Source organism: Bacillus sp. Pc3 (genome assembly GCF_000815145.1).
Taxonomy (GTDB): domain Bacteria; phylum Bacillota; class Bacilli; order Bacillales; family Bacillaceae; genus Bacillus; species Bacillus velezensis.
On the sequence record NZ_CP010406.1, the window covers coordinates 1490801 to 1515125 of the forward strand.

24 protein-coding genes are annotated in these 24325 nt (G+C 46.6%); 15 read left to right on the top strand and 9 right to left on the bottom strand.

The features are described from left to right. Positions 1-128 precede the first annotated feature (128 nt). Positions 129-872, top strand: coding sequence for a sulfite exporter TauE/SafE family protein (locus SB24_RS06845; RefSeq protein ID WP_039252550.1), 744 nt, complete (start codon positions 129-131; stop codon positions 870-872). A 41-nt stretch (positions 873-913) separates the two neighbouring features. Here the strand turns inward: SB24_RS06845 and SB24_RS06850 are convergent, their stop codons facing one another. Next, positions 914-1753, bottom strand: coding sequence for a helix-turn-helix transcriptional regulator (locus SB24_RS06850; RefSeq protein ID WP_007409314.1), 840 nt, complete (start codon positions 1751-1753; stop codon positions 914-916). 108 nt (positions 1754-1861) lie between these two features. Between SB24_RS06850 and fabF the strand changes: the two genes are divergently transcribed. Beyond that, positions 1862-3097, top strand: a complete 1236-nt coding sequence (gene fabF / locus SB24_RS06855; RefSeq protein ID WP_015416926.1) for a beta-ketoacyl-ACP synthase II — start codon at positions 1862-1864, stop codon at positions 3095-3097. Between the two features lie 28 nt (positions 3098-3125). Here fabF and SB24_RS06860 read toward each other — a convergent pair whose 3' ends face one another. Next, positions 3126-4337, bottom strand: coding sequence for a Bcr/CflA family efflux MFS transporter (locus SB24_RS06860; RefSeq protein ID WP_012116945.1), 1212 nt, complete (start codon positions 4335-4337; stop codon positions 3126-3128). Between the two features lie 145 nt (positions 4338-4482). Next, complete coding sequence (locus SB24_RS06865) at positions 4483-5616, bottom strand: glycerol dehydrogenase (protein WP_015239268.1); 1134 nt, start codon at positions 5614-5616, stop codon at positions 4483-4485. A gap of 282 nt (positions 5617-5898) precedes the next feature. Here SB24_RS06865 and SB24_RS06870 point away from each other — a divergent pair, with 282 nt between their 5' ends. From SB24_RS06870 to SB24_RS06885, 4 genes are all read left to right on the top strand, one after another. Then, a complete protein-coding gene (locus tag SB24_RS06870) occupies positions 5899-6753 on the top strand; it encodes a YitT family protein (RefSeq protein WP_015416925.1) in 855 nt (284 codons plus the stop codon). A gap of 116 nt (positions 6754-6869) precedes the next feature. Continuing rightward, entirely contained in the window at positions 6870-7397 is a 528-nt protein-coding gene (locus SB24_RS06875; RefSeq protein ID WP_015416924.1) for a GNAT family N-acetyltransferase, read from the top strand. A gap of 277 nt (positions 7398-7674) precedes the next feature. After that, complete coding sequence (abc-f, locus tag SB24_RS06880) at positions 7675-9303, top strand: ribosomal protection-like ABC-F family protein (RefSeq protein WP_039252554.1); 1629 nt, start codon at positions 7675-7677, stop codon at positions 9301-9303. A 126-nt stretch (positions 9304-9429) separates the two neighbouring features. After that, positions 9430-10152, top strand: coding sequence for a gamma-glutamyl-gamma-aminobutyrate hydrolase family protein (locus tag SB24_RS06885; protein ID WP_015416922.1), 723 nt, complete (start codon positions 9430-9432; stop codon positions 10150-10152). Between the two features lie 33 nt (positions 10153-10185). Here SB24_RS06885 and SB24_RS06890 read toward each other — a convergent pair whose 3' ends face one another. From SB24_RS06890 to SB24_RS06900, 3 genes are all read right to left on the bottom strand, one after another. Beyond that, the gene (locus SB24_RS06890; protein WP_039252555.1) at positions 10186-12339 is read right to left on the bottom strand and encodes an MMPL family transporter; all 2154 of its coding nucleotides are present in this window, start codon (positions 12337-12339) and stop codon (positions 10186-10188) included. A 98-nt stretch (positions 12340-12437) separates the two neighbouring features. Then, entirely contained in the window at positions 12438-13073 is a 636-nt protein-coding gene (locus tag SB24_RS06895; RefSeq protein WP_031378615.1) for a two-component system response regulator YdfI, read from the bottom strand. After that, the gene (locus tag SB24_RS06900; protein ID WP_039252558.1) at positions 13066-14283 is read right to left on the bottom strand and encodes a sensor histidine kinase; all 1218 of its coding nucleotides are present in this window, start codon (positions 14281-14283) and stop codon (positions 13066-13068) included. Before SB24_RS06900 ends, SB24_RS06895 begins: the two co-directional genes overlap by 8 nt. 397 nt (positions 14284-14680) lie before the next feature. Here SB24_RS06900 and SB24_RS06910 point away from each other — a divergent pair, with 397 nt between their 5' ends. The 5 genes from SB24_RS06910 to SB24_RS06930 are packed head-to-tail and all read left to right on the top strand — an operon-like array spanning position 14681 to position 16998. Further along, positions 14681-14926 carry a hypothetical protein gene (locus SB24_RS06910; protein WP_015416919.1) on the top strand — a complete coding sequence of 82 codons (246 nt, stop codon included), beginning with the start codon at positions 14681-14683 and terminating at the stop codon, positions 14924-14926. A gap of 17 nt (positions 14927-14943) precedes the next feature. Beyond that, entirely contained in the window at positions 14944-15312 is a 369-nt protein-coding gene (locus tag SB24_RS06915; RefSeq protein WP_015416918.1) for a spore coat protein, read from the top strand. An 18-nt stretch (positions 15313-15330) separates the two neighbouring features. Continuing rightward, entirely contained in the window at positions 15331-16467 is a 1137-nt protein-coding gene (locus SB24_RS06920; protein ID WP_014417028.1) for a zinc-dependent alcohol dehydrogenase, read from the top strand. Positions 16468-16485: 18 nt separating this feature from the next. Next, positions 16486-16683 (top strand): hypothetical protein, encoded by a 198-nt coding sequence (locus SB24_RS06925; protein ID WP_015416916.1) that lies wholly within the window; start codon positions 16486-16488, stop codon positions 16681-16683. A 15-nt stretch (positions 16684-16698) separates the two neighbouring features. Next, entirely contained in the window at positions 16699-16998 is a 300-nt protein-coding gene (locus SB24_RS06930; RefSeq protein ID WP_014417026.1) for a spore coat protein, read from the top strand. A 65-nt stretch (positions 16999-17063) separates the two neighbouring features. On the opposite strand, the gene pdxR (SB24_RS06935) is transcribed toward SB24_RS06930, so the two are convergent. After that, on the bottom strand, positions 17064-18452 hold the full coding sequence (gene pdxR / locus SB24_RS06935; RefSeq protein ID WP_039252563.1) for a MocR-like pyridoxine biosynthesis transcription factor PdxR: 1389 nt from the start codon (positions 18450-18452) through the stop codon (positions 17064-17066). Positions 18453-18578: 126 nt separating this feature from the next. Here pdxR (SB24_RS06935) and SB24_RS06940 point away from each other — a divergent pair, with 126 nt between their 5' ends. Further along, the gene (locus tag SB24_RS06940) at positions 18579-19463 is read left to right on the top strand and encodes a DMT family transporter (RefSeq protein ID WP_015416914.1); all 885 of its coding nucleotides are present in this window, start codon (positions 18579-18581) and stop codon (positions 19461-19463) included. A 77-nt stretch (positions 19464-19540) separates the two neighbouring features. Here SB24_RS06940 and SB24_RS06945 read toward each other — a convergent pair whose 3' ends face one another. Further along, positions 19541-20119 (bottom strand): TetR/AcrR family transcriptional regulator, encoded by a 579-nt coding sequence (locus SB24_RS06945; protein WP_007409331.1) that lies wholly within the window; start codon positions 20117-20119, stop codon positions 19541-19543. A 259-nt stretch (positions 20120-20378) separates the two neighbouring features. Between SB24_RS06945 and SB24_RS06950 the strand changes: the two genes are divergently transcribed. Then, positions 20379-21569, top strand: coding sequence for an MFS transporter (locus tag SB24_RS06950; protein WP_015416913.1), 1191 nt, complete (start codon positions 20379-20381; stop codon positions 21567-21569). 196 nt (positions 21570-21765) lie between these two features. Beyond that, a complete protein-coding gene (locus SB24_RS20560; protein WP_015416912.1) occupies positions 21766-22128 on the top strand; it encodes a hypothetical protein in 363 nt (120 codons plus the stop codon). A 47-nt stretch (positions 22129-22175) separates the two neighbouring features. On the opposite strand, the gene SB24_RS06960 is transcribed toward SB24_RS20560, so the two are convergent. Further along, positions 22176-22796, bottom strand: a complete 621-nt coding sequence (locus SB24_RS06960) for an FMN-binding negative transcriptional regulator (RefSeq protein ID WP_039252566.1) — start codon at positions 22794-22796, stop codon at positions 22176-22178. A 117-nt stretch (positions 22797-22913) separates the two neighbouring features. On the opposite strand from SB24_RS06960, the gene pdxR (SB24_RS06965) reads away from it, so the two are divergent. Then, positions 22914-24296 (top strand): MocR-like pyridoxine biosynthesis transcription factor PdxR, encoded by a 1383-nt coding sequence (gene pdxR / locus SB24_RS06965; RefSeq protein ID WP_039252568.1) that lies wholly within the window; start codon positions 22914-22916, stop codon positions 24294-24296. Positions 24297-24325 lie beyond the last annotated feature (29 nt).

A 24325-nucleotide genomic window follows, 5' to 3' on the forward strand; every position in this document is an offset into this window, starting at 1 on the left:
TGCCAATACCTTAAATTTGAGGTAACATAAAAATATTAGACGACGGTCGACGGACTACGGTCGATTATTAAAACCTGATACAGCGGAGCGGAACATGGTGATCAGGCATCTAAATGGAGGAGAAGATTGTGCTTATTATACTCGTTATGTTTCTTCTCGGGATTATTCTCGGGTTTATCGGCGCGGGGGGAGCCGGTTTTGTCATTGCACTTTTAACTATACTGTTTCACGTACCGATTCATACGGCTTTAGGCACCTCCCTTGCCGGAATGGCTTTCACAAGTTTATCGGGGGCATTCAGCCACTACCGTGAAGGCAATATTCAGATGAAAATCGGTCTCATCGTCGGCGTTTTTGCGGCATTCGGTTCGTTTTTCGGGGCAAGGCTTACTTCCCTTATCCCCGCAGATTTGCTGCATTACTTGACGGCGGGCATGCTGTTTTTATCTGCTCTGCTTATTTTAGTCCGGTTATTTATTGTAAAAGAAACACAAGAAGATTCGGGACAGCAAAGCAATCTGAACATATGGGTGAAAGCCGTTGTACTCGGTGTCATCGCAGGAATCTTGTCCGGAACGTTCGGGATCGGCTCTGCCCCTTTCATCCAAATCGGCTTAATGATTCTTTTGCGCTTATCCATCCGCCAGTCGGTCGGCACCACCATGCTTGTCATTATCCCGCTTGCGGTCGGCGGAGGACTCGGTTATGTGACGGAAGGATTTGTCGATTATATGCTGTTGGTCAAAGTGCTGATCGGAACGATGTGCGGCGCATATGTCGGAGCGAAATTCACCAACCTCGTGCCGAAAATCATTCTGAAATCAGCCATCTTTTTAACACCGGCCATCGCCGGTCTCATGCTTTTATTTTAAACTGAAACGGGAGGCGGCCGCCTCCCGTTTTGTTCTGTTCTTCATCTGTTTTCGAAGAGCTTTTTCAGCTTTGCTTCCGTTTCGGTATGATCTACCGGTGTATACACACTGCAGCGCAGATCACTGTTGCCCTGAACCTGAAATGAAGTCAGGTTAAAGACCATTTTTCCCGCCTTCGCGTGGCGGAACTCAATTAATACTTCGGGTGCCGAGCTGACTTCGCTCTCATTCCACAGCGTATGAAATTCCGAATACGTTTTCTCCATTTCTTCTATAAACTGAGAATACCACGTATCAGCTACATACTGGCCGTAATACGTTCTGAAAATGGCGATGAATCCTTTCACAAAGTGCTCCCAGTTCACGGCTAAACTTCTTAATTCTTTTCTGGAAAACAATAGCTCTATGAGATTCCGCTTTTCAGGAGGGATTTGTTCAAAATCTAAAAACACGTGCGCCGCAGCCTGGTTCCACCCTACGATATGACACCGCCTGTCCGAGATAATGGTGGGACAATAACGGAGCTCCTGCAGGATTTTTGAAAGAGACGGGCTGATAACCGCTTCTTCCTCCGCAGCAAACGGCTGCTTTACGCCCTCCTCAATGGCAAGCGCGTATAAATAATTTCTCTCATCTTTGTTCAGCTGCAGCGCATCGGAAACGGCGTCCAATACGGCTGCGGACACTTTAATGTCTCTGCCCTGCTCCAGCCACGTATACCACGTGGTGCTTACGCCGGCTAATTGCGCGACCTCTTCTCTTCGGAGTCCGGGCGTTCTTCTCCGTGTGCCCATCGGCAGCCCGGCCATCTGCGGAGAAATTTTGGCCCGCTGCGTTTTTAAAAACTCTGAGAGCGCCTGCAATCTTCCTTCTGGTATCATACCGAATCTCTCCTCTCTTACCCTGGTATTTATTATACTAGGATAATCAACAACTTGTAATAGGATAATTGCGAGTTACAATAAATACATACCGAAGGAGGAATGACCATGAAAAGAGTTGTGATCACCGGAATGGGAGTGATTTCACCTCTCGGCAATGATGTGCATACATTTTGGAAACACCTGACGGAAGGAAAATCGGGAATCTCTTTCATCGATTCGTTTGATGTCTCCGGCTCAAAGACAAAAATAGCCGGTACCGTCCGTGATTTTGACGCAGAAGAAAGATGGGGCAGAAAAGAAGCGAGACGGCTTGACCGTTTCAGCCAGTTTGCTTTAGCTGCAGCGGAACAGGCGCTTGAAAGCTCCGGGATTCAGCTCGATCAGATTGACCGTAAACGCCTTGGCGTGTACGTCGGCTCGGGAATCGGCGGCATCACGACTTTGATTGATAACGTTCATACTTTAAATGAACGGGGAGCGCGAAAAGTGAGCCCAAGCCTTGTCCCCATGATGATCTCAAATGCGGCCGCCGCTCAAATCAGCATCAGATTAGGCGCGCTCGGCCCCTCACTTTCTCCCGTCACCGCGTGTTCCATCGGCAATACGTCGATCGGGGAAGCATTCAACGCCATCCGGAATGATGACGCAGATATCATGTTTGCCGGGGGAGCGGAAGCGGCGATTACGAATTTGTCATTAGCCAGCTTCGGCAATGCCCACGCGCTGTCAGCGAGAAACGAAGACCCCGCCGCGGCAAGCCGGCCGTTTGACGCGGATCGCGATGGATTTGTCATGAGTGAAGGCGCGGGCATCTTAGTATTGGAATCATTGGATAGCGCAATCGGCAGAAATGCCCCGATCCTTTGTGAGGTGCTCGGCTACGGTGCGAGCTCTGACGCCTATCATATGGTGGCCTCCCATCCGGAGGGAACGGGCGCATACCTGGCGATGAAAAACGCTTTGAAAAAGGCGAATGTTTCAGCGGAAGACATTGATGTCGTAAGCGCCCATGCGACAAGCACAAAAGCCGGAGATCTTTCTGAAACATTGGCCATCAAGACATTATTCGGGGAGCTTGCGTATGATATTCCGGTTACGGCAAACAAATCAATGCTCGGCCACATGCTTGGCGCGGCAGGCGGCGTTGAAGCCATCGCTTTGACAGAGAGCTTGAGACACGGCATCATCCCGCCGACAATCAATCTGCAAAACCCTGATTCGGCATGTGATTTGGACTATGTAGCAGACGGGCCCCGCCATCAATCGTTAACGATCGGCCTTTCCAACTCATTCGGCTTTGGCGGGCATAATTCGGCGATCGTGCTGAAGACATATGAATAACGGGCATCAAAAAAAGGAGTGAATCATTTCACTCCTTTTTTGCTTTCTCCGGTTTTGTTGTTAAGGCGAAAAAAGCGATGGAACCGATAACGGATGTCGTGAACATAATTGCCCCCATCGGGACGGCCGTCGCTTCATTCATCCCCACAAGCGGCGACACGATGGAACCGAGAAGAAGCGGAAGCATGCCAAGCAGTGCGCTTGCGCTTCCCGCGCGGTGTCCCTGCTTTTCCATCGCCAATGTAAAGGTGCTTGTCAGCGTCATGCCGATCGTAATCATATAAATAAAAATTGAAATCACCAGTGCCGCCAGAGGTCCGTGAATGATCGTCATGACGAGCAGAACGGCAGTCGCCGTCATCGCTGTAATCACGCCGATTCTCAACAGGCTTTTTTCGTGAATGATCCCGCCGAAACGCCCGATGATAAAGCTTCCGGTAATGATCGCCAGACCGTTTATGCCGAATAAAACACTGAATACCTGAGGCGATACTCCGTAAATATCCTGATACACAAAAGGCGTACCGGAGACATACGCAAAGCTCCCGCCGTGAATAAAACCGACCGTCAGCGCATAACCGATAAATGACCGATCCTTCAGCAGGCTTCCCATTGTCCGCACGGAATTTCCGATGGAGCTCGGAATCCGCTTTTCCGGCGGCAGGGTTTCTGTCAGCTTGAGCGCAATGATGAGAACAAGCAAAAACCCGATAAAAGTTAAAAAGAGAAAAATCGTATGCCATGATGCAAACGGAAGCAGTAATATCGCGCCTCCCGTCATCGGCGCCACCATCGGCGCGACGGCGGTAATGACCATCAGCAGCGAGAAAAATTTAGAAAGCTCTCTTCCCGTAAACACATCTCTGACGATTGCACGGGATAAAACGAGTCCTGCCGAAGCGGTGAATCCTTGAAGAAAACGGGCAATCACTAATGTAGTAATGTTCGGTGCAAGCGCGCAAAACAGAGAAAACAAAGCAAATAAAAAAATACATAGTAATAACGGTTTTCTTCTTCCCTTCGCGTCACTTAACGGGCCGACAACAACCTGTCCGATTGTCAGTCCGATCAGACAAGCGGTTAAACTGAGCTGGACAAGCGATGCGCGGGCGCTTAAATCTTCAGCGATCTCAGGGAAACTAGGCAGATACATATCTATATTGAGCGGCCCCAGTATCGCAAGCATTCCGAGAAGAAAAGCCAGCGCAAGCCGCTCCTTACCGGTCGGATTATGCAGCATATCGTTCCCACCTTTCCTTTGTCAATCTCTCAAAACATTTGTATATTGTATCATAATTTTTTCTTTATTTTTAAAAGTTTTCAAAGGGCGCAAAAAAACCAAGGGCTGTAACAGCCCTTGGGTCCGGGTCACGCGGTAAAAGGTTTTACGCGTGTTTTTCTTTAAATGCTTTTGCGTATTGATCAGCCGCTATAATGGCATCCGCCACGTCGTCAGCCGTCACGTCAAAAGCGGCATGAATTGTTTCTTCTTCAATCGTCGCGGCTTCTGCCACTTTCATAATGTCCTCTTTAGATGCGTCTTTCAATTTGATGTCTTCAAGTGTGACAGGCAGCCCCAAGCTGATATAAAACGCGATATACCGCTCAATTTCCTCAAGCGAACGTTTTTCCAGCGCCAATTGAACGAGCGTGCCGAATGCCACTTTTTCACCGTGGGTCAAGTGATGGATTTCACCTTCAAGCGCGGTAAATCCGTTATGAATGGCATGTGCCGCAGCTAAGCCGCCGCTTTCAAATCCCAGTCCGCTCAGAAGTGTATTGGCTTCAACCACCGCTTCCAATGCGGGCGTAACGGCTTTCGCTTTCACAGACTCATAAGCGAGACGGCCGTATTTGAATAATACCGCTTCACATTTTTCCGCGATAGCCTCTCCGGCGATTGTCGGAATTCCGCCTGCCATCGTTTTACCGCCATTGGCGATGACACTGCGCGCCTCTATCCACGTCGCCATTGCATCGGCAATCCCTGATGCTAAAAAGCGCGGCGGAGCTTCCGCGACGATTTTCGTATCGACCAGAACCAGGTCAGGATTCTTATGATAGAAACGATAGTTTTCGAACGCGCCTTGTTCAGAATACACGACAGACAGCCCGCTTGTCGGAGCATCCGTTGAAGCGGCCGTCGGCACGATAACGGTATAGCCGTTTATTTCATCTGATACGGCTTTGGCCGTATCAAGCGTTTTACCGCCGCCGACTCCGATGACAATAGTCGCGCCTGCTTTTTCTGCGATGCCGGCAATTCTTTTCATTTCTTCCTGGGAGGCTTCGCCGTTGAAAACCGCCTCTTCAGAAGAGATATTGCTTTTCTTTAATTCAGCCGTCACCTTGTGGCCCGCGATATCCCATACGGTTTTGTCCGCGATGACGACGGCTTTTTCACCAACGCCCTCCAGATGTCCGCCGATCGTTTTAATGGCGTTTTTTCCCTGCACGTATTTGGCCGGACTGATAAAAATTCGTTCCAATGTCATCATCCCTTCTTCGTTGTCTCTCATTACATTTCTCTTATTGATAGAGCAGAAATGAAAACTCTTCTGATATAATTCCTCGTTTTAACTTGATTTAAACCTCATATACACTGCAGAAAAATCAATTTTCACGACATTGACAAGATGTGAAGGTGTCTATATAATCTTCGATATTGAAGCTGATCATTCTTTACTGAATGAACAAACGAGATTGTGAATGATTCGTCTTAAAAATTATTTAGTTCTGCTGGATAATTTTTGAGGCGTTTTTGTTTTTTATATATTTTTGACTGCGGAGGAGGTTTGCACATGAAGAACATTTGCAAGGATATACTGATGATTATGGCCGGAGCCTTTCTTATTGCGGCGTCCGTGGAATTTTTCGTCATCCCGAATCATTTAGGGGACGGCAGCACCGTGGGAATCGCTCTCGTGTTATATTATCTTTTCCATATACCTGCAAGTATTACGACTCTGGTTGTAAATTTGATTTTTATCGGGCTGGCTTATAAATTTTTAACGAAAAAAACGATTTTATACACGATACTCGGTACGGGAATGACTTCTGTTTTTCTCAGCATCGTCAGCTTTATTCCGTTCGGCGTGCACGATATGGTGCTCGGGATTGTATTCGGCGCTCTGCTGATGGGAGCGGGGCTGGCATTGATCTTTATCGCTGACGGATCTACCGGCGGGACCACGCTGTTGGCGTATTTATTAAATTACACAAAGGGGTTTAACATCTCGAAAAGCATGTTTTATATGGATTGTGTCATCATTTTCGCATCCGTTTTAGCGATCGGCATCAATCATATGCTGTATACGTTTATATTCGTATATCTGTGCGCCAAAATCGTCGATATTGTCATTGAGGGTTTCCATAATAAAAAAGCTCTTACCATTATGTCTGACCAATACGAAGAAATCGCCAAAGCCATCACCTCCGAGTACGGCAACGCGGCGACGATTTTTTACGGATACGGGTATTACGGCAGCAAAGACAAGCGCATTATCTATGTTGTCATTAAAAAGAACGAATTGCTGAAAATCAAAAAACATGTTCAAAAAATTGATCCGAAATCATTTATCGTTATTCATGAAGTAAAAGAAGCTGTCGGAGGGCAATTCGGGTTTACAAACCTGCCCGCCGCAAATGAAAAATAACCGCCTGCAGTGTATAGCTGCAGGCTTTTTTTATTCGTCTCTGCCCCGCTTAAAGGTTTTTACATCTTTCAATCGAAGTAGTAAATGAAACCTTTTTTGATGGAGGAACATAAAAAATGAATATCAAAACTGACAGGCTCGTAATTCGGACATTTGAACCGGAAGATTGGCAGGATGTCTATGCGTACACCTCAAATTCGAATGTCATGAAATATATACCAGAGGGTGCCTTTACCGAAGAAGATGCCAGGAAATTCGTTACTGAAAACAGCGGTGAACATGCCGGGAAGTTTCCCGTTTTATTGAAGGATGAGAAAACGGTCATTGGCCACATTGCTTTTTTTCAGTATTTTGGCGATCATACGTATGAAATCGGCTGGGTGTTTCACCCGGAATACCAGGGCAAAGGATATGCTTCAGAGGCGGCGCGCGCCGTGCTGGCATTCGGGTTTAACAAGATGAAATTACACCGGATCATTGCGACATGTCAGCCGGAAAACATGGCTTCGCACCGGGTGATGGAAAAGATCGGGATGAGACGGGAAGGCTTTTTTAAAAAATGCATCCCCCATGATAATGAATGGTGGGACGAATATTATTATGCCGTTTTAGAAGAAGAATGGGAAGTCTCCAATCTGGAATAAAAAGGCTTATACCCTTTGCTTTTACAGATAAGTGTGTGCTACACTGTTTGTAACAAATACGAAGGGATGATGGGTGGACAATGATTAACTAATCTTATTTTGACCGTTTGAAATCAAATATTTCAAATCAGAAAAAATAGGATTAGTCTGCCCATTTTCTATACGATACGAAAGCTATGTAAAAATAGCTTATTTGATCATGCACAGGTACGGCTAATCCTTCCAAATCAATTGGGAGGATTTTTTTGGTCCTCCCTTTAAAGCGAGGGATTGACATATGAAAGAAATGTTAAAAATAAGCGGCATCAGTTATGAAATCAACAGCGTTCCCCTTTTTGAACAAATCAGCGCGAGCGTTCAGCAAGGTGACATCATCGGCGTTATCGGTAAAAACGGCGCCGGCAAATCGTTATTGCTGCAATTGATCTGCAATCAAAAAGCGCCGTCACAAGGACAGATCCAGATGATGCAAGATGTGAACATATATATGGTGGAACAAGAAACAGAAGCTTATGATTCCGGCCATCCGGAGCCTGCGGAGGCAGCCTTGTTAGAAAAGTGGAACGTACCCGCACGCGCCTTTTCGCAATTAAGCGGCGGAGAAAAATTGAAAGCCCGTCTTGCCAAAGGTTTCTCCTCCTCAAGCAGCCTTTTGTTATTAGATGAGCCGACGAACCACCTCGATCAGCACAGTTTGGAAATACTGCTAAATCAGATCAAGAATTACAAAGGCACCATTATTTTTGTTTCGCATGATCGTGCTTTTATAGATGCAGCGGCGACAAAAATCTGGGCCATCGAAGGAAAGAAACTCATTGAACATAAAGGGAATTATTCAAGCTATATGGAGGTCCGCAAACAGAGAAGGCTGACACAGCAGCGCGAATATGAGAATCAGCAGAATATGGTCAAAAGGATTGAAGCTCAAATGAACGAGCTGAGCGCCTGGTCAAAAAAAGCCCACGCCCAATCAACGAAAATAGAAGGCTTTAAAGAATACCATCGCGTAAAAGCAAAACGCACGGACGCCCAGATTAAATCAAAGCAGAAGCGTCTTGAAAAAGAGCTTGAAAAAGCGAAAGCAGAACCGGTTGAAGCGGAGTATGAAGTCCGTTTTTCCATTGAGCACCGCAAAAAAGCGGGAAAGCGTTTTTTAGAAGTAAGGGATGTCACAAAGTCATATGACGGACGAACGCTTTTCAAAAACGTGAATTTCACTGTGATGCACGGTGAAAAGATCGCGATTACAGGCCCGAACGGCAGCGGGAAAACAACATTATTGAAGGTCATCCTCGGTCAGGAAAAAGCGCAGGGCGGCATATGGATTTCTCCGTCTGCAAACGTCGGATATTTAACGCAGGAAGTATTCGACCTTCCGCTTGATAAAACCCCCGAACAGCTTTTTTACAAAGAAACGTTCGAAGCTAGGGGAAATGTCCAATCCCTCATGAAGCATTTAGGATTTACCGCAGCGCAATGGACGGAACCCATCGGCAAGATGAGCATGGGAGAGCGGGTCAAATGCAAACTGATGGCGTTTATTTTAGAGGAGAAAGATGTGCTGATTCTGGATGAGCCGACAAACCACCTTGATCTGCCGTCACGCGAGCAGCTTGAAGACACTTTGGCCCGATACGACGGAACGCTCATCATCGTATCTCATGATCGTTACTTTGTCGAAAAGACGACGGACATCCGGCTTGATATCTCAAACGGCAGCGTCCGAAAACAATGGAAAGAATCTCCCTCCGTCAGAGACGATGCTGAAGAACTGCGATTAAAGCTTGAGACCGAACGGCAGGAAGTCCTCGGAAAACTCTGCTTCATGACTCCGGCTGATAAACAATATCGTGAGCTTGATCAAAAATTCAAAGAGCTGACGGAAGAAATCAAGAAATTGAAATGAATGTAAAAACCCGTGATTGTCACGGGTTTTGTTTTGGAAAGCTCACGTATCATGAAGAATAATTTCAAACTGATTTGTACAACCTACGTTCAGATTAATTATGAGCATGGTTCAGGGGGGCGAAGAATGGCCAAACGCATCGGAATTACGGGAAACATTATGGCTGATCAATCCGGCCCTTTCCCGGGTTATAATCGGGCATATGTCAATAATGATTATATTCAGTCTGTTTCTGAGGCCGGCGGTGTGCCGTTTATATTGCCGGTGATTCAAGAGACGGCGCTTTTAAAGGAACAGGTCTCTCATGTTGACGGGATCATTCTGTCCGGCGGTCAGGATATAGACCCGCTGTTTTACGGCGAAGAACCTTTACAGGCTTTAAGAAAGACCTTTCCTGATCGAGACGCCTACGAGAAGGAGCTGATTCTCACGGCGGTTGCTTTAGAAAAGCCGATTCTGGCCATCTGCCGGGGGATGCATATGTTAAACGTCACTTACGGGGGAACTTTATATCAAGACCTGACACACGCTTCGTTTGCTGACATTAAGCATGATCAAGAAAAAGATCCGCCGTTAAAAACCCATCATGTTTCTTTTGAAAAAGGGACACGTCTTCATTCCTTGTTTGGCGATTCAGCGCGGGTGAATTCATTCCATCACCAGATCATAAAAGAGACGGCGCCTTTGTTTAAAGTGGCGGCTTATGCGAAAGACGGGGCCATTGAAGCGATTGAACGGACGGGTGAATTATTTGTCGTCGGCGTGCAATGGCATCCTGAAATGCTGACAAAAAAACATGAAGACATGAAAAAGCTTTTTTCTCTTTTCATGGATGCGGTCAGCACATAAAAAAAGCAGATCATAACGATCTGCTTTTTCATTTTATTCTTCCGGTTTCTCCGGTGTTTTGCCTTGTGTCAGCTTATGGCCTTCGATATCCACGTTCGGAATGATTTTATCCAGCCACTTCGGCAAGTACCAGGCCGCATGTCCCATCAGCTTCATGGCACTCGGAATAATGGTCATTCTTACAATGAACGCATCAAAAAGAACACCGAAGGTCATTGCCAAGCCCATGGATTTGATCGTAGCTTCTCCCGCAAAGATGAATCCCGCAAAGACGAAAATCATGATCAGTCCCGCCGCTGTTACGACAGGTCCGCTATGTTTCAATCCGGCATGAATGGCTTGTACCGGATTTTTTGTTTTGACATATTCTTCTCTCATTCTGCTGACAAGGAATACTTGATAATCCATCGCCAGCCCGAAAAGAATACCGATCGCCAAAATAGGCAGGAAGGCGAGAATCGGGCCTTTTTCCGGAATGCTGAGCAAGCCGGTGAAATTCCCATCCTGCAATATGAATACCGATAAGCCGAGTGTAGCGGTCATCGTCAGCAAAAAGCCGACGACGGCGGCAAGCGGCACGAGAAGCGAGCGGAAAACAACGGTCAGCAATACAAACGCAAACCCGACAATGAGAATGGCGAATTCCGGAATCGCATCGTTTAACCGGTCTGAAATATCAATGTTCACCGCGGTTGACCCGGTGACGAGCAGGCGGATGCCGTTTTTGTCTGATCGTTTCCGTATATCCTGCACTAACTCTTTCGTTGCCTTATCATTCGGCCCGGTTTCAGGCACTGCCGTAATAATGGCATAATCCCCTTTTTCGTTCGGCATGGCAGGGGTGACGCTCGCCACATTGTGCAAGTCCTTCATTTCTTTCACGGCGCCTTGAAAAGCTTCACTTTTGTTCCCCTTGACCCCTTTTGCATCGGCAACAATTGTCAGCTTGCCGTTAAAGCCTTCTCCGAATCCTTTAGACAACAGATCATAGGCGCGGCGATCCGGGCTGTCTTTCGCTTTCATTCCCGCATCAGGCAGCCCCAGCTCTAAATGCATGGCCGGCAGACTGATGACGGCTAAAAGAATAATGCTGAAAATGCTTAACAGAATAGGCTTTTTTGTAACGAAGCGCCCCCAGGCATTCGTGCCGGCGCTTTTCTTTTCTTTCTTCTTGTATGATTTCGGAATCATCCGTTTTCCTGCGATTGACAACACCGCAGGCACCAGCGTTACTGATGCCAATACAGCCATCAGCACACTGAGTGCCGCAGTCAATCCCATGGCAGACATGAACGGAATGCCGACAACAGTCAATCCGCAAAGCGCGACGATCACGGTCAGTCCCGCAAAAACGACGGCGCTGCCTGCCGTTCCCGCGGCTTTCGCGATCGATTCATTTTTTTGTACACCTTCGCCCAAAAACTGACGATGCTTCGTAAAGATGAACAGCGCATAATCAATTCCGACGGCCAGTCCGATCATTCCGGATAATGAGAGACTGACCGAGGCTATCGTAAAGAACTGTGTCCCAATTAACGTCAGCGCGACGCTTACACCTAACCCAATCAGGGCGGTGACAATCGGAAGCCCCGCGATGACTAATGAACCAAACGTAATAGCCAGTACGACGAATGCCAGCACAACGCCGACAATTTCAGATACACCGCCGATTTCAACACCGGCCCCCGGCACATCGCCGCTGAGCTCCGTCTGCAGACCCTTGTCTCCTGCGGCGGACAGACTGTGTTTAATATGTGAAACAGACGCATCCGTAATGTCATCCGCCGCTTTTTTGTACGTAATATCGGCATATGCCACTGATCCGTCTTTAGAAATGGTTCCTGTCTCAAAAGGACTTGCAATCGAAGCGACTGAATGATCTGTTTTGATCTTCTTTAATGTCTCTTCAATCGCTTGTTTTTCCGGTTTTGACGTCAATTTCTTCCCGTCTTCAGCTCCGAAAATAACCCGTATGCTTCCTTTATCGGGACCCTTTGAAAATTCTTTTTGAATGATATCCATCGCCTTTTCAGAAGGTGTGTCGGGAATTGACATATCCTCAGAAAAAGCAGGTTTTAACGAGATGGCGATCACAATCGAAGCGATCAGTATCACGAGCCACGCACTGATCATTTTTAATCGGTTGCGGGCAGACCATCCCCCTAATTTATATAAAAAACCAGACATCGAATACTCCTCTCCAATCATTACTTTCTGCCTAATTGTAGTTCACATTCACATAAAAAAAACGTACATAGGGGCATGTACGTTTGGGCAGTTTTTCATTATATATTCAGTTTCAGAATGCCTTTTTGCATGGCAATGGTGACGGCTTCCGTCCGCGAATCAGCGCCTAATTTGTTATAAATCGATGTTAATCTCGCTTTTACCGTCCGCTCTGAGATTCCTAAATCGAAGGCGATCGCTTTGCTTTTATGTCCTTTCGCAACGGCTTCTAGAACTATGATTTCCTTGTCCGTCAGCTGTGTTTCATTGGCATTTGCCCGTTCCATTTTCATTTCCCGGAAACGCCGCAAGATGTCCGGCTGCAGAAGCACTTCTCCCCTGACCGCCGCATCCATCGTATGAAATAAGGTTTCTGAGCTTGTGTCTTTCAGCAGATAACCGTTCGCGCCTGATTCAATGCCTTCTATCATCAGATGATCTTCATTATAGGTCGTCAAAATAATGATCGGCACATCAGAATGCTCTTTTATCTGTTTAATGGCTTCCAGCCCGCTCATTTCCGGCATGTACAGATCCATGAGAATGACATCTGGCTTTAATTCCTCTGCGAGGCGGACGGCGGTTTTCCCGTTTTCCGCTTCTCCCGTTATGGTGTAATGGTCATTTGTTTCTATCAAAAGCTTCAGACCTTCTCTGACGACAAGATGGTCATCTGCTATTAACACTTTATACATGTTCCGCCTCTCCTTGAATTGGTATGATGATCTCAATTTGAGTTCCCGCTGATCTGGCGCTTGTTATACGGAAAGTGCCGTTCATCATATTGACGCGTTCTTGTATCCCAAGCAGCCCGTAATGTCCGCTTTTTCTCATTTCTGTCCCGGCATCAAAGCCTTTCCCGTCATCTTTGACGGTTATGCAGATCTGTCCCTCTTCTTCTTGAACGGATACCCAGACATTCTTTGCTTCTGCATGCTTGGCGGCGTTTGTCAGGCCTTCTCCGATCATGTAATGGCAATTCTCCGCCGTATGAACGTCAAGCACATGATGCACTCTGTAATCTAAAAAACAAGACAGCCCGGAGGCTTCTGTAAAATGGTTGATTTGTTCAGTGATGCTTTCTTTTAAGAACCCGATCTTTTCTGATGTGCTGCGAAGGTTGTCAATGGCCGAGCGCGCATCAGCCAATGTGCCTTTCACTCTGTCCATTGACTGACGGATGATGTCTTTCGCTCTGTCAGTGTTGTCTTTTGAAAGATGAACATGCACCGCTTCAAGCTGCATATGCAAGCTGACCAATCCCTGCGCAAGCGTATCGTGCAAGTCTCTCGCCATCCGCTGCCTTTCATTCTGAAGCGTCAGCTGTTTCACTTGCCGGTGAGCGAGCTCTAATTTTTCAAGCGTCATCTGTGTTTTTATTTTTTCATCAACTTGCGCGAAAAATGTGGCCGCATACGTGATAATCACGATCATGATGGGAGCGGCGATAACGATGAAACGCAGCAGATGATGCGGATGCTCCTGGTGCAGGGCTGTTATGGACATTAAAATGAAAAGATAGAGTATGAGCAGCGTTTTTCCCTTATCCGCCATTCCGATAATCTGCCCGATTAAAAAGGCATAGAGACCGACGACAACCGCGATATAGCCCCCGGTCATCAAGTTAGCCGATGTATATATGATAAATCCCTGTATGATGAAATAAAGAAACGTTTTTTTCTTCACCCAGCGATGGGAATGCCAGTGCAGCACGGTAAAAATGACGATCAATATCGTGAATAACAGCAGAAAAAAAACCGTCCAGCTTTCATAAATGTACTGCAAAGAGACTGATGCGGCATATACCATTAAAATAAACGCCAGACCGGGCACCCGAAGCGCAAGCATATGCAATGAACGTCTGTCACGGGAGACATAGTCTTCTTGATGTTTCGTACCAAACAATCTCTGTCCACTTCCTTTTAGCCGACCGGCCTCACGAGGTTTTATTCTATTTGTCATCATACCATAAGTGCCTGCTTCTCACCTTCCCCTTCTTTCCTGCATGACGGGTGAAAGAAAAAACAGCCTGCGGGATTGTTCGCAAGCTGCTTTTTTGTTTATATCTTTTTTATGACTTTTCCCGGGTTTCAGCGGGCTCGTCTCCCGCGCGGCAAAACCGCGCGCATCAGAAAAACGTTCATGACACCAACAGCCATTCCATGTGAACAAGAGGAAGCGATTGTGCCTCCTCTTTTTTTTTGACTCTCCGCTTTTTCTGATAAACAAAATTTGTAAGACTAGACCTCTTTTCTCAGGGGAAATTAACTACGTATTTCTACAAGGGAGGTTTCAGACGATTATGGATAAGCGTGAATTAGCGGCTCACGAGTCGCTGGACTTACATGAAATCATTAACTTCAAGACGCTTTGTGTCGCGAAATCCAAGCTCATGCAAGGCCTTGTGTTTGATCAGGATCTGAAAACGTTAATGGAAAAAGACGTTCAGCAAGCCTCTCAAGACCTTGCTGATCTGCAGGCGGTTTATGAACGGGCAACGTTTCAGGCCCCCGTTCCTCAAAACCGGCCGACTTCGATCATCAATTGAAAGGAAGGTAAGCATCATTGAATCATGACCATTTAGATCCGATCAATTCATTACATGTCCCTGAACTTGCGGATATGACATTCGCAATGGATTTTCTCATACGCGCCAAAGAAGGCGTCAGAAATACCGCCGTTGCTTTAACAGAAACCGCTTCACCTGATGTAAGAGCTTTGCTGCGCAAACAGCTCATGCAGGGAATCACGATGCATCAGGAGATAACAGACTTGATGGTCAGCAAAAAGTGGTTTCACCCGCATGATCTGAGCGAACAGTATAAATTGGATCAGCTCTCTGCGAAAAATACCCTCATGGTCGGAAATATGAATCTGTTTCCCGTTGAAACGAACAGAAAAGGGATGTTTGACCGCACACCTGATGAACACTAACACTGGAGGTATTACAGCATGAAGGCCGTAACGTATCAAGGAGTGAAAAACGTCGTTGTGAAAGACGTGCCTGATCCGAAGATTGAAAAACACGATGACATGATTATAAAAGTCACAAGTACGGCAATTTGCGGATCAGATTTACATTTAATCCACGGACTCATCCCGAACTTGCAGGAAGACTACATCATCGGCCATGAACCGATGGGCATCGTGGAAGAAACCGGTCCCGGCGTGACGAAAGTCAAAAAAGGCGACCGTGTCATTATTCCTTTTAATATCGCCTGCGGAGAATGCGTTTATTGTAAAAATCACCTGGAAAGCCAATGTGATCAATCAAATGAGAACGGCGATATAGGCGCTTATTTCGGCTATTCAGGAAATGCCGGCGGCTATCCGGGAGGCCAGGCTGAGTATTTGCGCGTGCCATTTGCGAACTTTACTCACTTTAAAGTTCCCGAAACATGCGAAGAACCGGATGAGAAACTGAGTGTTATTTCCGATGCGATGACAACCGGCTTTTGGAGCGTTGACAATGCCGGCGTAAAAGAAGGCGATACAGTTATCGTTCTCGGCTGCGGGCCCGTGGGCCTTTTCGCTCAAAAATTCTGCTGGTTAAAGGGAGCAAAACGCGTAATAGCCGTAGACTATGTCAACTACCGTCTCCAGCATGCGAAACGGACGAATAAAGTGGAAATCGTGAACTTCGAAGACCACGAAAATACGGGCAGCTACCTGAAGGAAATCACCAAAGGCGGCGCCGACGTGGTCATTGACGCCGTCGGCATGGACGGAAAAATGACGGATCTTGAGTTCCTCGCCAGCGGATTAAAACTTCAGGGCGGAGCGATGAGCGCATTGGTCATCGCGTCCCAAGCGGTGCGAAAAGGCGGAACGATCCAGATTACGGGCGTGTACGGCGGCAGATACAACGGGTTTCCCCTTGGCGATATCATGCAGCGAAACGTCAATATCCGATCAGGACAAGCTCCCGTCATCCACTATATGCCGTATATGTTTGAACTGGTGTCAACCGGCAAAATTGATCCGGGCGATGTTGTAAGCCATGTCATTCCGCTCAGCGAAGCGAAGCACGGCTATGAGATGTTTGACACGAAAACAGATGATTGCATAAAAGTTGTACTCAAACCTTAGAGAACGGAGGCTACAGAAATGACCAGCGCCTTACATGAATTACTTGAAATTCAGGAGATGGCTTCTTTTAAGTCACTTTGTCTGACGAAATCTAAAACCATGAAAGCGCTCGTATCCGATCCGCAGCTGAAAGAAATCATGCAGCAGGATGCGGATACATCAACAAGGCAATTGCAGGAATTTGCCTCAATTTTATCTGATGCACAGCATGAATGAGGAGATGAATGACGAATGAATCCGATTATTGAATACTTGACGGGAATGAATGCACTGACAGACCAAATTGTCGCAATGGATTTATTGAATTCGGCAAAAAGCGGTGTCAGAAACTATGCGATGGCGGCGACGGAAGCCGGAACGCCTGAAGTGAAAGCGATCCTCACCCGGCACTTAGAAGAAGCCCTTGACATGCACGAGCAAATCTCACGCTATATGATGGAAAAAGGCTGGTATCACCCGTGGAACACAAATGAACAAGTCCGACTCAATTTGCAAAATATTGATACTGCGCTCCGCCTGCCCGTCCTATAAATCGTTTTGCTGCTGAGACTGCACCCCTGACTCAAGCTTCAGTATTTCAAACTGTGAGCTGCCTTTTACAGCGCCCAGGCGGCTCTCAGTTTTTTTATGCCTTCTTGTATATCGGTTTCAGAAACCCCCGCAAAACCGAGAGAAACTGTTTTTTCAGGGACCTGTTTTTGATAGGTAAGAGACACGGGATAGATTTTGACGCCTTGTTCCTCCGCCTTTTCAATCAGCTCTTTTTCGCTGAAAGGCAGATGAACGTCAAGTAAAATCCGCAGCCCGGAATTTTCTCCGCGAATCCTGACGTATTGTCCCAGCTCGCGCCGCACGGCCTCTAATAATACCGCTCTTTTTTTCCGGTACAGCTTTCTCATTCTGTTAATATGTTTCTGCCACTCTCCGCTTTTGATAAATTGAGCCAGCGTCAGCTGACTGTGGCAGGAGACGGTCTGTTTATATAAAGAAGCGATTTCCCTGCCTTTTTCGATAAGCGGCAAAGGAAGAATCATATAGCTGATGCGCAGCGAAGGAAGCAGAGATTGGGAAAACGTCCCCATATAAATAACACGGTGATGCTGATCAAGCCCCTGCAATGATGGGATTGGCTGGCCGGTGTATCGGAATTCACCGTCATAATCATCTTCTATAATGAACGATTGATGTTCCTCCGCCCATTTCAGCAGCTGAATCCTTCTGTTTACTGGCATAACAGTTCCTAACGTAAATTGATGAGAAGGCGTGACATATACAAGACGTGGCCGCTCTTCATTCAGCTTCCGGATACAGACTCCTTCATCATCGACGGGTATCGGAATGATCTTCATGTGATTGGCTTTAAAAATCTCCCTCGCTCTCGGATAACCCGGATCTTCATATCCGATGGATAGATTTGCTTCAAATATTTTGCACAGCATTTGCAAAAGAGCAGGGTTCCCGGCGCCGACTATCACTTGTTCAGGAAGACAATTCACTCCGCGCGACTGATATAAGTACTCCGAAATGAGCGTTCTCAATTCAAGCTCGCCCAAATCATCCCCGGGCCGATACAGCTCATGTCCGTATTGATCTAAGCTTGCAACCATGCTTTTGCGCCATGCCGAAAAAGGAAAATGAGCGGCATCCACAGTGCCGTAGTGAAAATCAATCCATTGGCAGTCTTCCTTCGCCTTTGTTTGAACAGGCGAAGCGCCCGGCTTTTTCACATAGACGGCGTCCGAGTCGTAATCGGCAAACCATCCGCTTCTCGGCTTACTGACAATATAGCCTTCGGCGGCAAGCTGTTCATAGGCCCGCTCTACAGTCGTCTGACTGACGGAAAGCTGACTTGACAAAAGCCTTTTTGAAGGAAGCTTCAGTCCTTTAGGAAGACGGCCCTGATGCATATTTTCCTTAAAATGCCGATAAAGCTGCTGATAAAGCGGAATATTCAGATTTCTATTTAAAAATGGCGTGATATCCATTTTTACTCCCTCCAAACTGGCATTCTTCTTTTTATAAAAACTGGCCATTTGTATAAGGCCAATTTCAGTTTATAGTCATTATAAACTTTGAAAATGGGTTTAGAAATATATATTGGAGTGATTGGAATGAAGAAAGCCGCAAACGGCTGGATTAACGGATTTATCGGCGTGCTCATTTTCAGCGGCTCGCTTCCTGCGACCCGCTTGGCTGTAGCGGACTTTGACCCGGTTTTTCTCACCGTATGCCGCGCCGCGATAGCCGGTATATTGGCAGGCGCTCTGCTCCTCATTTTTCAAGAGAAACGCCCTGCCAAAAGCGACATCATTTCACTAATAACAGTAGCGCTCGGCGTCGTGATCGGTTTCCCGCTGCTTACAGCCTTAGCGCTTCAGCATGTCACATCCGCTCATGCCATTGTCTACATCGGGCTTCTCCCGCTTGCGACGGCGATCTTCGGCGTACTGCGAGGAGGCGAACGGCCCAGGCCGGTCTTTTGGATTTTCTCGGCTGCCGGCAGCATCCTCGTAGCCGGATATGCTCTGCTGCAAGGAGGAGAATCCTCTCCGCTCGGTGATACGTACATGATCGCTTCGATTATCGTGTGCGGTCTCGGTTATGCTGAAGGCGCCCGCCTCTCCCGGCGGCTTGGCAACTGGCAGGTGATCTCTTGGGCACTCGTTTTATCGCTTCCCCTTATGTTCATCCTGTCTTTCTGCTTCATGCCGGACTCATGGTCAAACATCGGCGCGCCCGCACTGCTCAGTCTTGCATATGTCTCAATATTCAGCATGCTGATCGGCTTCGTATTCTGGTATCGCGGACTCGCCCAGGGAGGCATCGCCGCGGTCGGACAGCTGCAGCTTCTGCAGCCTTTCTTCGGACTGTTACTGGCCGCCATGATTCTCCATGAAAAAGCAGGATGGGAACTTGCGGCGGTGAATGCCGGCGTTATCGCTTGCGTGGCGGCCGCCCGGCGGTTCGCAAATCAATCAGAAAAGGCCGAACAATGAACTTGTTCGGCCTTTTCATTATATTCCGCCCATAGGGAGCAGAAGTCTGTATCTCTTTCACATGATCCGGGTATTTTTCAGGCAGGCTGAACTCCCTTAAACGCACTCATCACCAGATCATGCACATAGGAATCATTCACCTCATCACCTGTGATCAACAGACGATAGAAAATCGGTCCGTAAATGAGATCGATGCTTACGTCAATATCAAGATTCTCTCTTAATTCACCTTTTTGAATTCCCTTTTCCAGAAGGCCTTTCGCTTGGAGGCGGCGGGGCTTGAAAAATCGCGTGCGATATTCTTCCGCCAATTTTGCATCCAGCTGCCCCGCACCGATTAATTCCTTAATAACGGTTCCTTCCCGGCTCGTCAAAAACCTTGCTAAATTCGTGGCGTGGGTCAATATATCTTGCACTGTTGATCCTGTATCGGGCACAGGCAGTCTGTCCGTAGCGGTCGAAAGAAAGCTGTCCATGATAACGGCAGCCTTGTTTGACCACCATTTATAAATCGTTGCCTTACTTACTTTGGCACGCTCAGCAATTTTATCGACTGTCACCGCGTCAAAGCCATTTTCCAACAATAGATCATAGGCTGCAGAAAGAATCGCCTTATGTGTTCCTTCATCGCGCGGCCGTCCTCGTTTACTCTGCACATGAATCATTCCTTCCCGAATTATAAACGATACGTTCAGTATACTTAACCTGTATAAAAAAAGAAAACAGAAACCCATTTACAAAACTGAACGTTTAGTATATTATTTGTTTATAATAAAACTAAACGTTCAGTTTACAAAGTAACCTGATGGAAGTCTTGATGAAATGCAGACTCCAAAAGCCTCTGCGTAAAGGAGATGAATCAGCAAATCATTTATCAAAGCATCATAAAAACCACTTAAAAAGGAGTTCATTCATATGGCTAAAGAAAACAAACAAACAGCGGATCAGGGAATTTCACCTGGTTTAACCCTTCTTCTCGCAACGGCATGCGGTATCATTGTCGCTAATCTTTATTATGCACAGCCCTTGGCAGGATTCATTAGTGCGGCAATCGGGCTTTCTCCAAGCAGCGCCGGACTGATTGTCACACTGACCCAAATCGGATACGTTGCCGGCTTACTGTTTCTCGTCCCTTTGGGAGACATTATCGAAAACAAAAAACTTGTCGTTGTATCGCTCCTTCTAAGCGCAGCCGCTTTGACACTGACAGCATTTGCGAAGCATGGAACACTGTTTTTAGCCGCTGCGTTTTTCATCGGACTGGGATCCATCGCAGCCCAAGTGCTAGTTCCGTTCGCATCATACCTTGCACCGGACGCCGCACGCGGCCGGGTTGTCGGCAATGTGATGAGCGGCCTGCTGCTCGGTATTATGCTTTCCCGTCCGATATCCAGTCTGGTCGCTGATATATGGGGGTGGAATGCCATATTTGCTTTATCCGCCGCGTTAAGTGTTGTCCTGGCAATCGTCTTATCAAAAGTGCTTCCTGCCAGAAAACCAACAGCAAACACAAGCTACACCGTCTTACTCGGCTCAATGTGGAAGCTGCTGCGCACGACTCCGGTCTTACGCCGCCGTGCCATTTATCATGCGTTTGTATTTGGCGCTTTCAGCTTGTTCTGGACGACTGTGCCTTTATTATTGTCCGGTCCTGCTTTTCATTTTTCTCAAAAGGCAATCGCGCTGTATGCATTAGCGGGCATTGCAGGTGCAGCGGCAGCACCGATAGGCGGCCGTCTGGCTGATCGCGGCTTGACCCGGCTTGCCACCGGAATCGCTCTTGGTGTTGTCATCGTTTCTTTATTACTCCCGCTCATGATTCAGAGCAGCTCCCCCGTCGGCATAGCAGTTCTGGTGGCCGCAGCTATCCTGTTGGATATGGGTGTATCTGCCAATCTGGTACTCAGTCAGCGTGCTATTTTTTCGTTGGCACCTGAATTTCGCAGCCGATTAAACGGATTATTTATGGCCATCTTCTTTCTGGGCGGTGCTGTAGGATCATCAATCGGAGGATGGGCATACGCCTCAGGCGGGTGGAGTATCACATTATGGATTGGAATCGCTTTTCCGGTCATCGCATTGCTTTATTTCAACACGGAGAAATAAGCCATTCACCAAAAATAAGCCGTCAGAACCAAGCTGACAGCTTTTTTTGATGTATTCTTCTTTACATCCATCCGAACAAAAAATCCGGATTCATAAAAAGATGATATTGATTCTTTACGCCCCGCTCACATAGCAGAAACGGTAAAACCATGTCATAATATGTTAAGAAATAATTGCGCCATAGGCAGGTGAACACATGAAGAAGTATTTATATAAACACCTTTTGTTAACTCTCGTTTCGTCCGTTTGCTTTTTATTGGTCTTTTATGTGGGTTTAAAAATGACACAGGAAGACACACCGCCGTTGTCTTCTTACCCGTTTTACCTTTTTATTTATCTTTACATAGCAGCCGGATATTTGACGGTCGGCCTTGTTTTAGCTTGTATGACTGATATCTTGAAGAACCGCTGGACATTCAATAAACCATCTACCATTCTATTGAAACTTATCGTTTACTTACTCATACCGTATGCTATTTTTCATTCTTTCTTCATTTTAATGGCGCCGTTGATTTATGTGCTGTTTGAGTCGTTATTCATCCTGAGAAAAGCTTCATAACCTGAAAAAACATACCGCATGCTGCCGGTATGTTTTTAACATGCTTGTCAGTTGTTCGCAGTGATCCGTTTGATGTTTTCTTCCATCAAGCCGGAAATGAGCTGTTCGTTTGTATGAGGAATCTGTTTGAGCTGTTGTACGACCAGCCCCTGTCTTGCAGCTGAATGATTTTGACTCAGCTTTGCTTTCCCCTCTATTTTGCTGATTTTGATTTTAAAGCCTTTTACCCCTTTGTTCATGCCTGCCAGCAATTTCGCATCGACATCCTCTAATTTGTACGGGCTGTCGGGGCTTTCGTATTTCAATACGAGTTCACTCATCGACTGCACGGTTTCTTCCTCATCCAAAAGCTCCGCCTCTCCGTAAACATGAACCCCCACATAATTCCAAGTGGGTACAGCCTGATTCGTCTCATACCATTTAGGTGAGATATAACAATGAGGCCCTTGAAAAACGGCTAACACGTTTTGGCCATCAATCTCTTTCCATTGGGGGTTCGGCAATGCAAAATGACCGTATAAGCATTCGTGATTCTTACTCATCATCAATGGCAGGTGGGTTGCATACGGCATGCCTTCCGCCGTTGAAAACAATGCTGCGAAACCATACTCTTTGATGACATCGCACGCTTCAGCTTCACTCAGCTGAAATGGAGCCGGAATATACATACAAAACTCTCCTCTCGAACATGGATTGATAAAGCGCTTTCCGCTATAATAAGATATCAACTGACATTTAAAAAGGTACAGTTAGGAATAAATACACATGTCAGAGGAGAACATCTGATGAAAAATATGATTTTCGCTTTCGAAAGCGATACCCCGAAATACAAACAAATTTACGAACAATTTAAAACATTGATTGAGCAGGGAAATATTCAGGCAGATGAGCGGCTGCCTTCGATTCGGGAGCTGGCAGATTCCCTGCGGGTAAGCCGTAATACAACGCTGATGGCTTATGATCTTCTTTTAGCGGAGGGATACATTCGCGGAGAAACACGCAAAGGTTATTTTGTAAATGAAGTAGAACCTTCTATATTTCAAAAAGAAAACGATGTTGTTTACGCTGAAAAAACCGAATCAACTCAGCCGGTCCTGACTGATTTTTGCGCCGGAGCCGTCGATCAAAAGCATTTTCCTCTGAAAACATGGAGAAAATTATACAATCAAGTTTTGACATCAGAGAAAAGCTTTCTGTACGGCGAACCGTTCGGCGAGAGAGGCCTGCGTGAACAAATTGCCGCTTATCTCTTGGAATCCCGCGGAGTGAAAACAGATGCGGATTCCATTATCATCGGCAGCAGCACGCAGCAGATGCTGATATATCTCAGCCGGATTCTGAAAGAGGATTTTTCGGGAATGATCGTTGAAGACCCGGGATTTGACGGTGCCAGAGCGGCATTTCAATTTCACGGGCTATCTCTGGAAACGATGCCTGTCTATGAAAACGGAGCTGATTTTTCTCAATTACATGCAATGAAAGAAAAATTAATCTATGTGACCCCATCCCATCACAGCCCTTACGGCGTAAGCATGTCCATTCAGCAGCGCCAAACTCTGATCAATTGGGTGAATCATAGAGAGGGTTATATTCTTGAGGATGATTATGACAGTGAATTCCGTTATACACAGCAGCCGTTTCCCGCTCTTGCTTCCATTCAATCAGACCGGGTGATTTATTTAGGGAATTTCTCAAAATCCTTTCTTCCGGGCATCCGCATAAGCTATATGGTTTTGCCGCAGCGCCTTTTGCACCGGTATAAAGAACGGTTTATTCATTTCGAAAGCACCGCTTCTTCGCTTAACCAGCTGACCATGGCTGAATTGATGAAGGCCGGTGAATGGACCCGCCATATTAAGCGCATGCGCATTGTTTACAGGCGAAAAATGCAGCACTTGATTTCACATGTAAAGCAGCAGTTCGGCGATCATGTGACGATCATCGGCGAGCAGTCGGGATTGTATATATTGGTGAGAGTTCACCTGAACTATACAGAAGAAACATTAATCGAACGCGCTTTTCAGTACGGAGTGAAGGTATATCCTACCGCCGTTTATTTCGTTGCCGAAAAACCCGAACCGCCGATCATAAAGCTAGGTTTCGCTCATCTCGATACGGATCAGATCACACAGGGCGTACAGCTTTTGAGAAATGCTTGGCTGTCATGAAAGAAAAAAGGCGCCGAACGGCGCCTTTT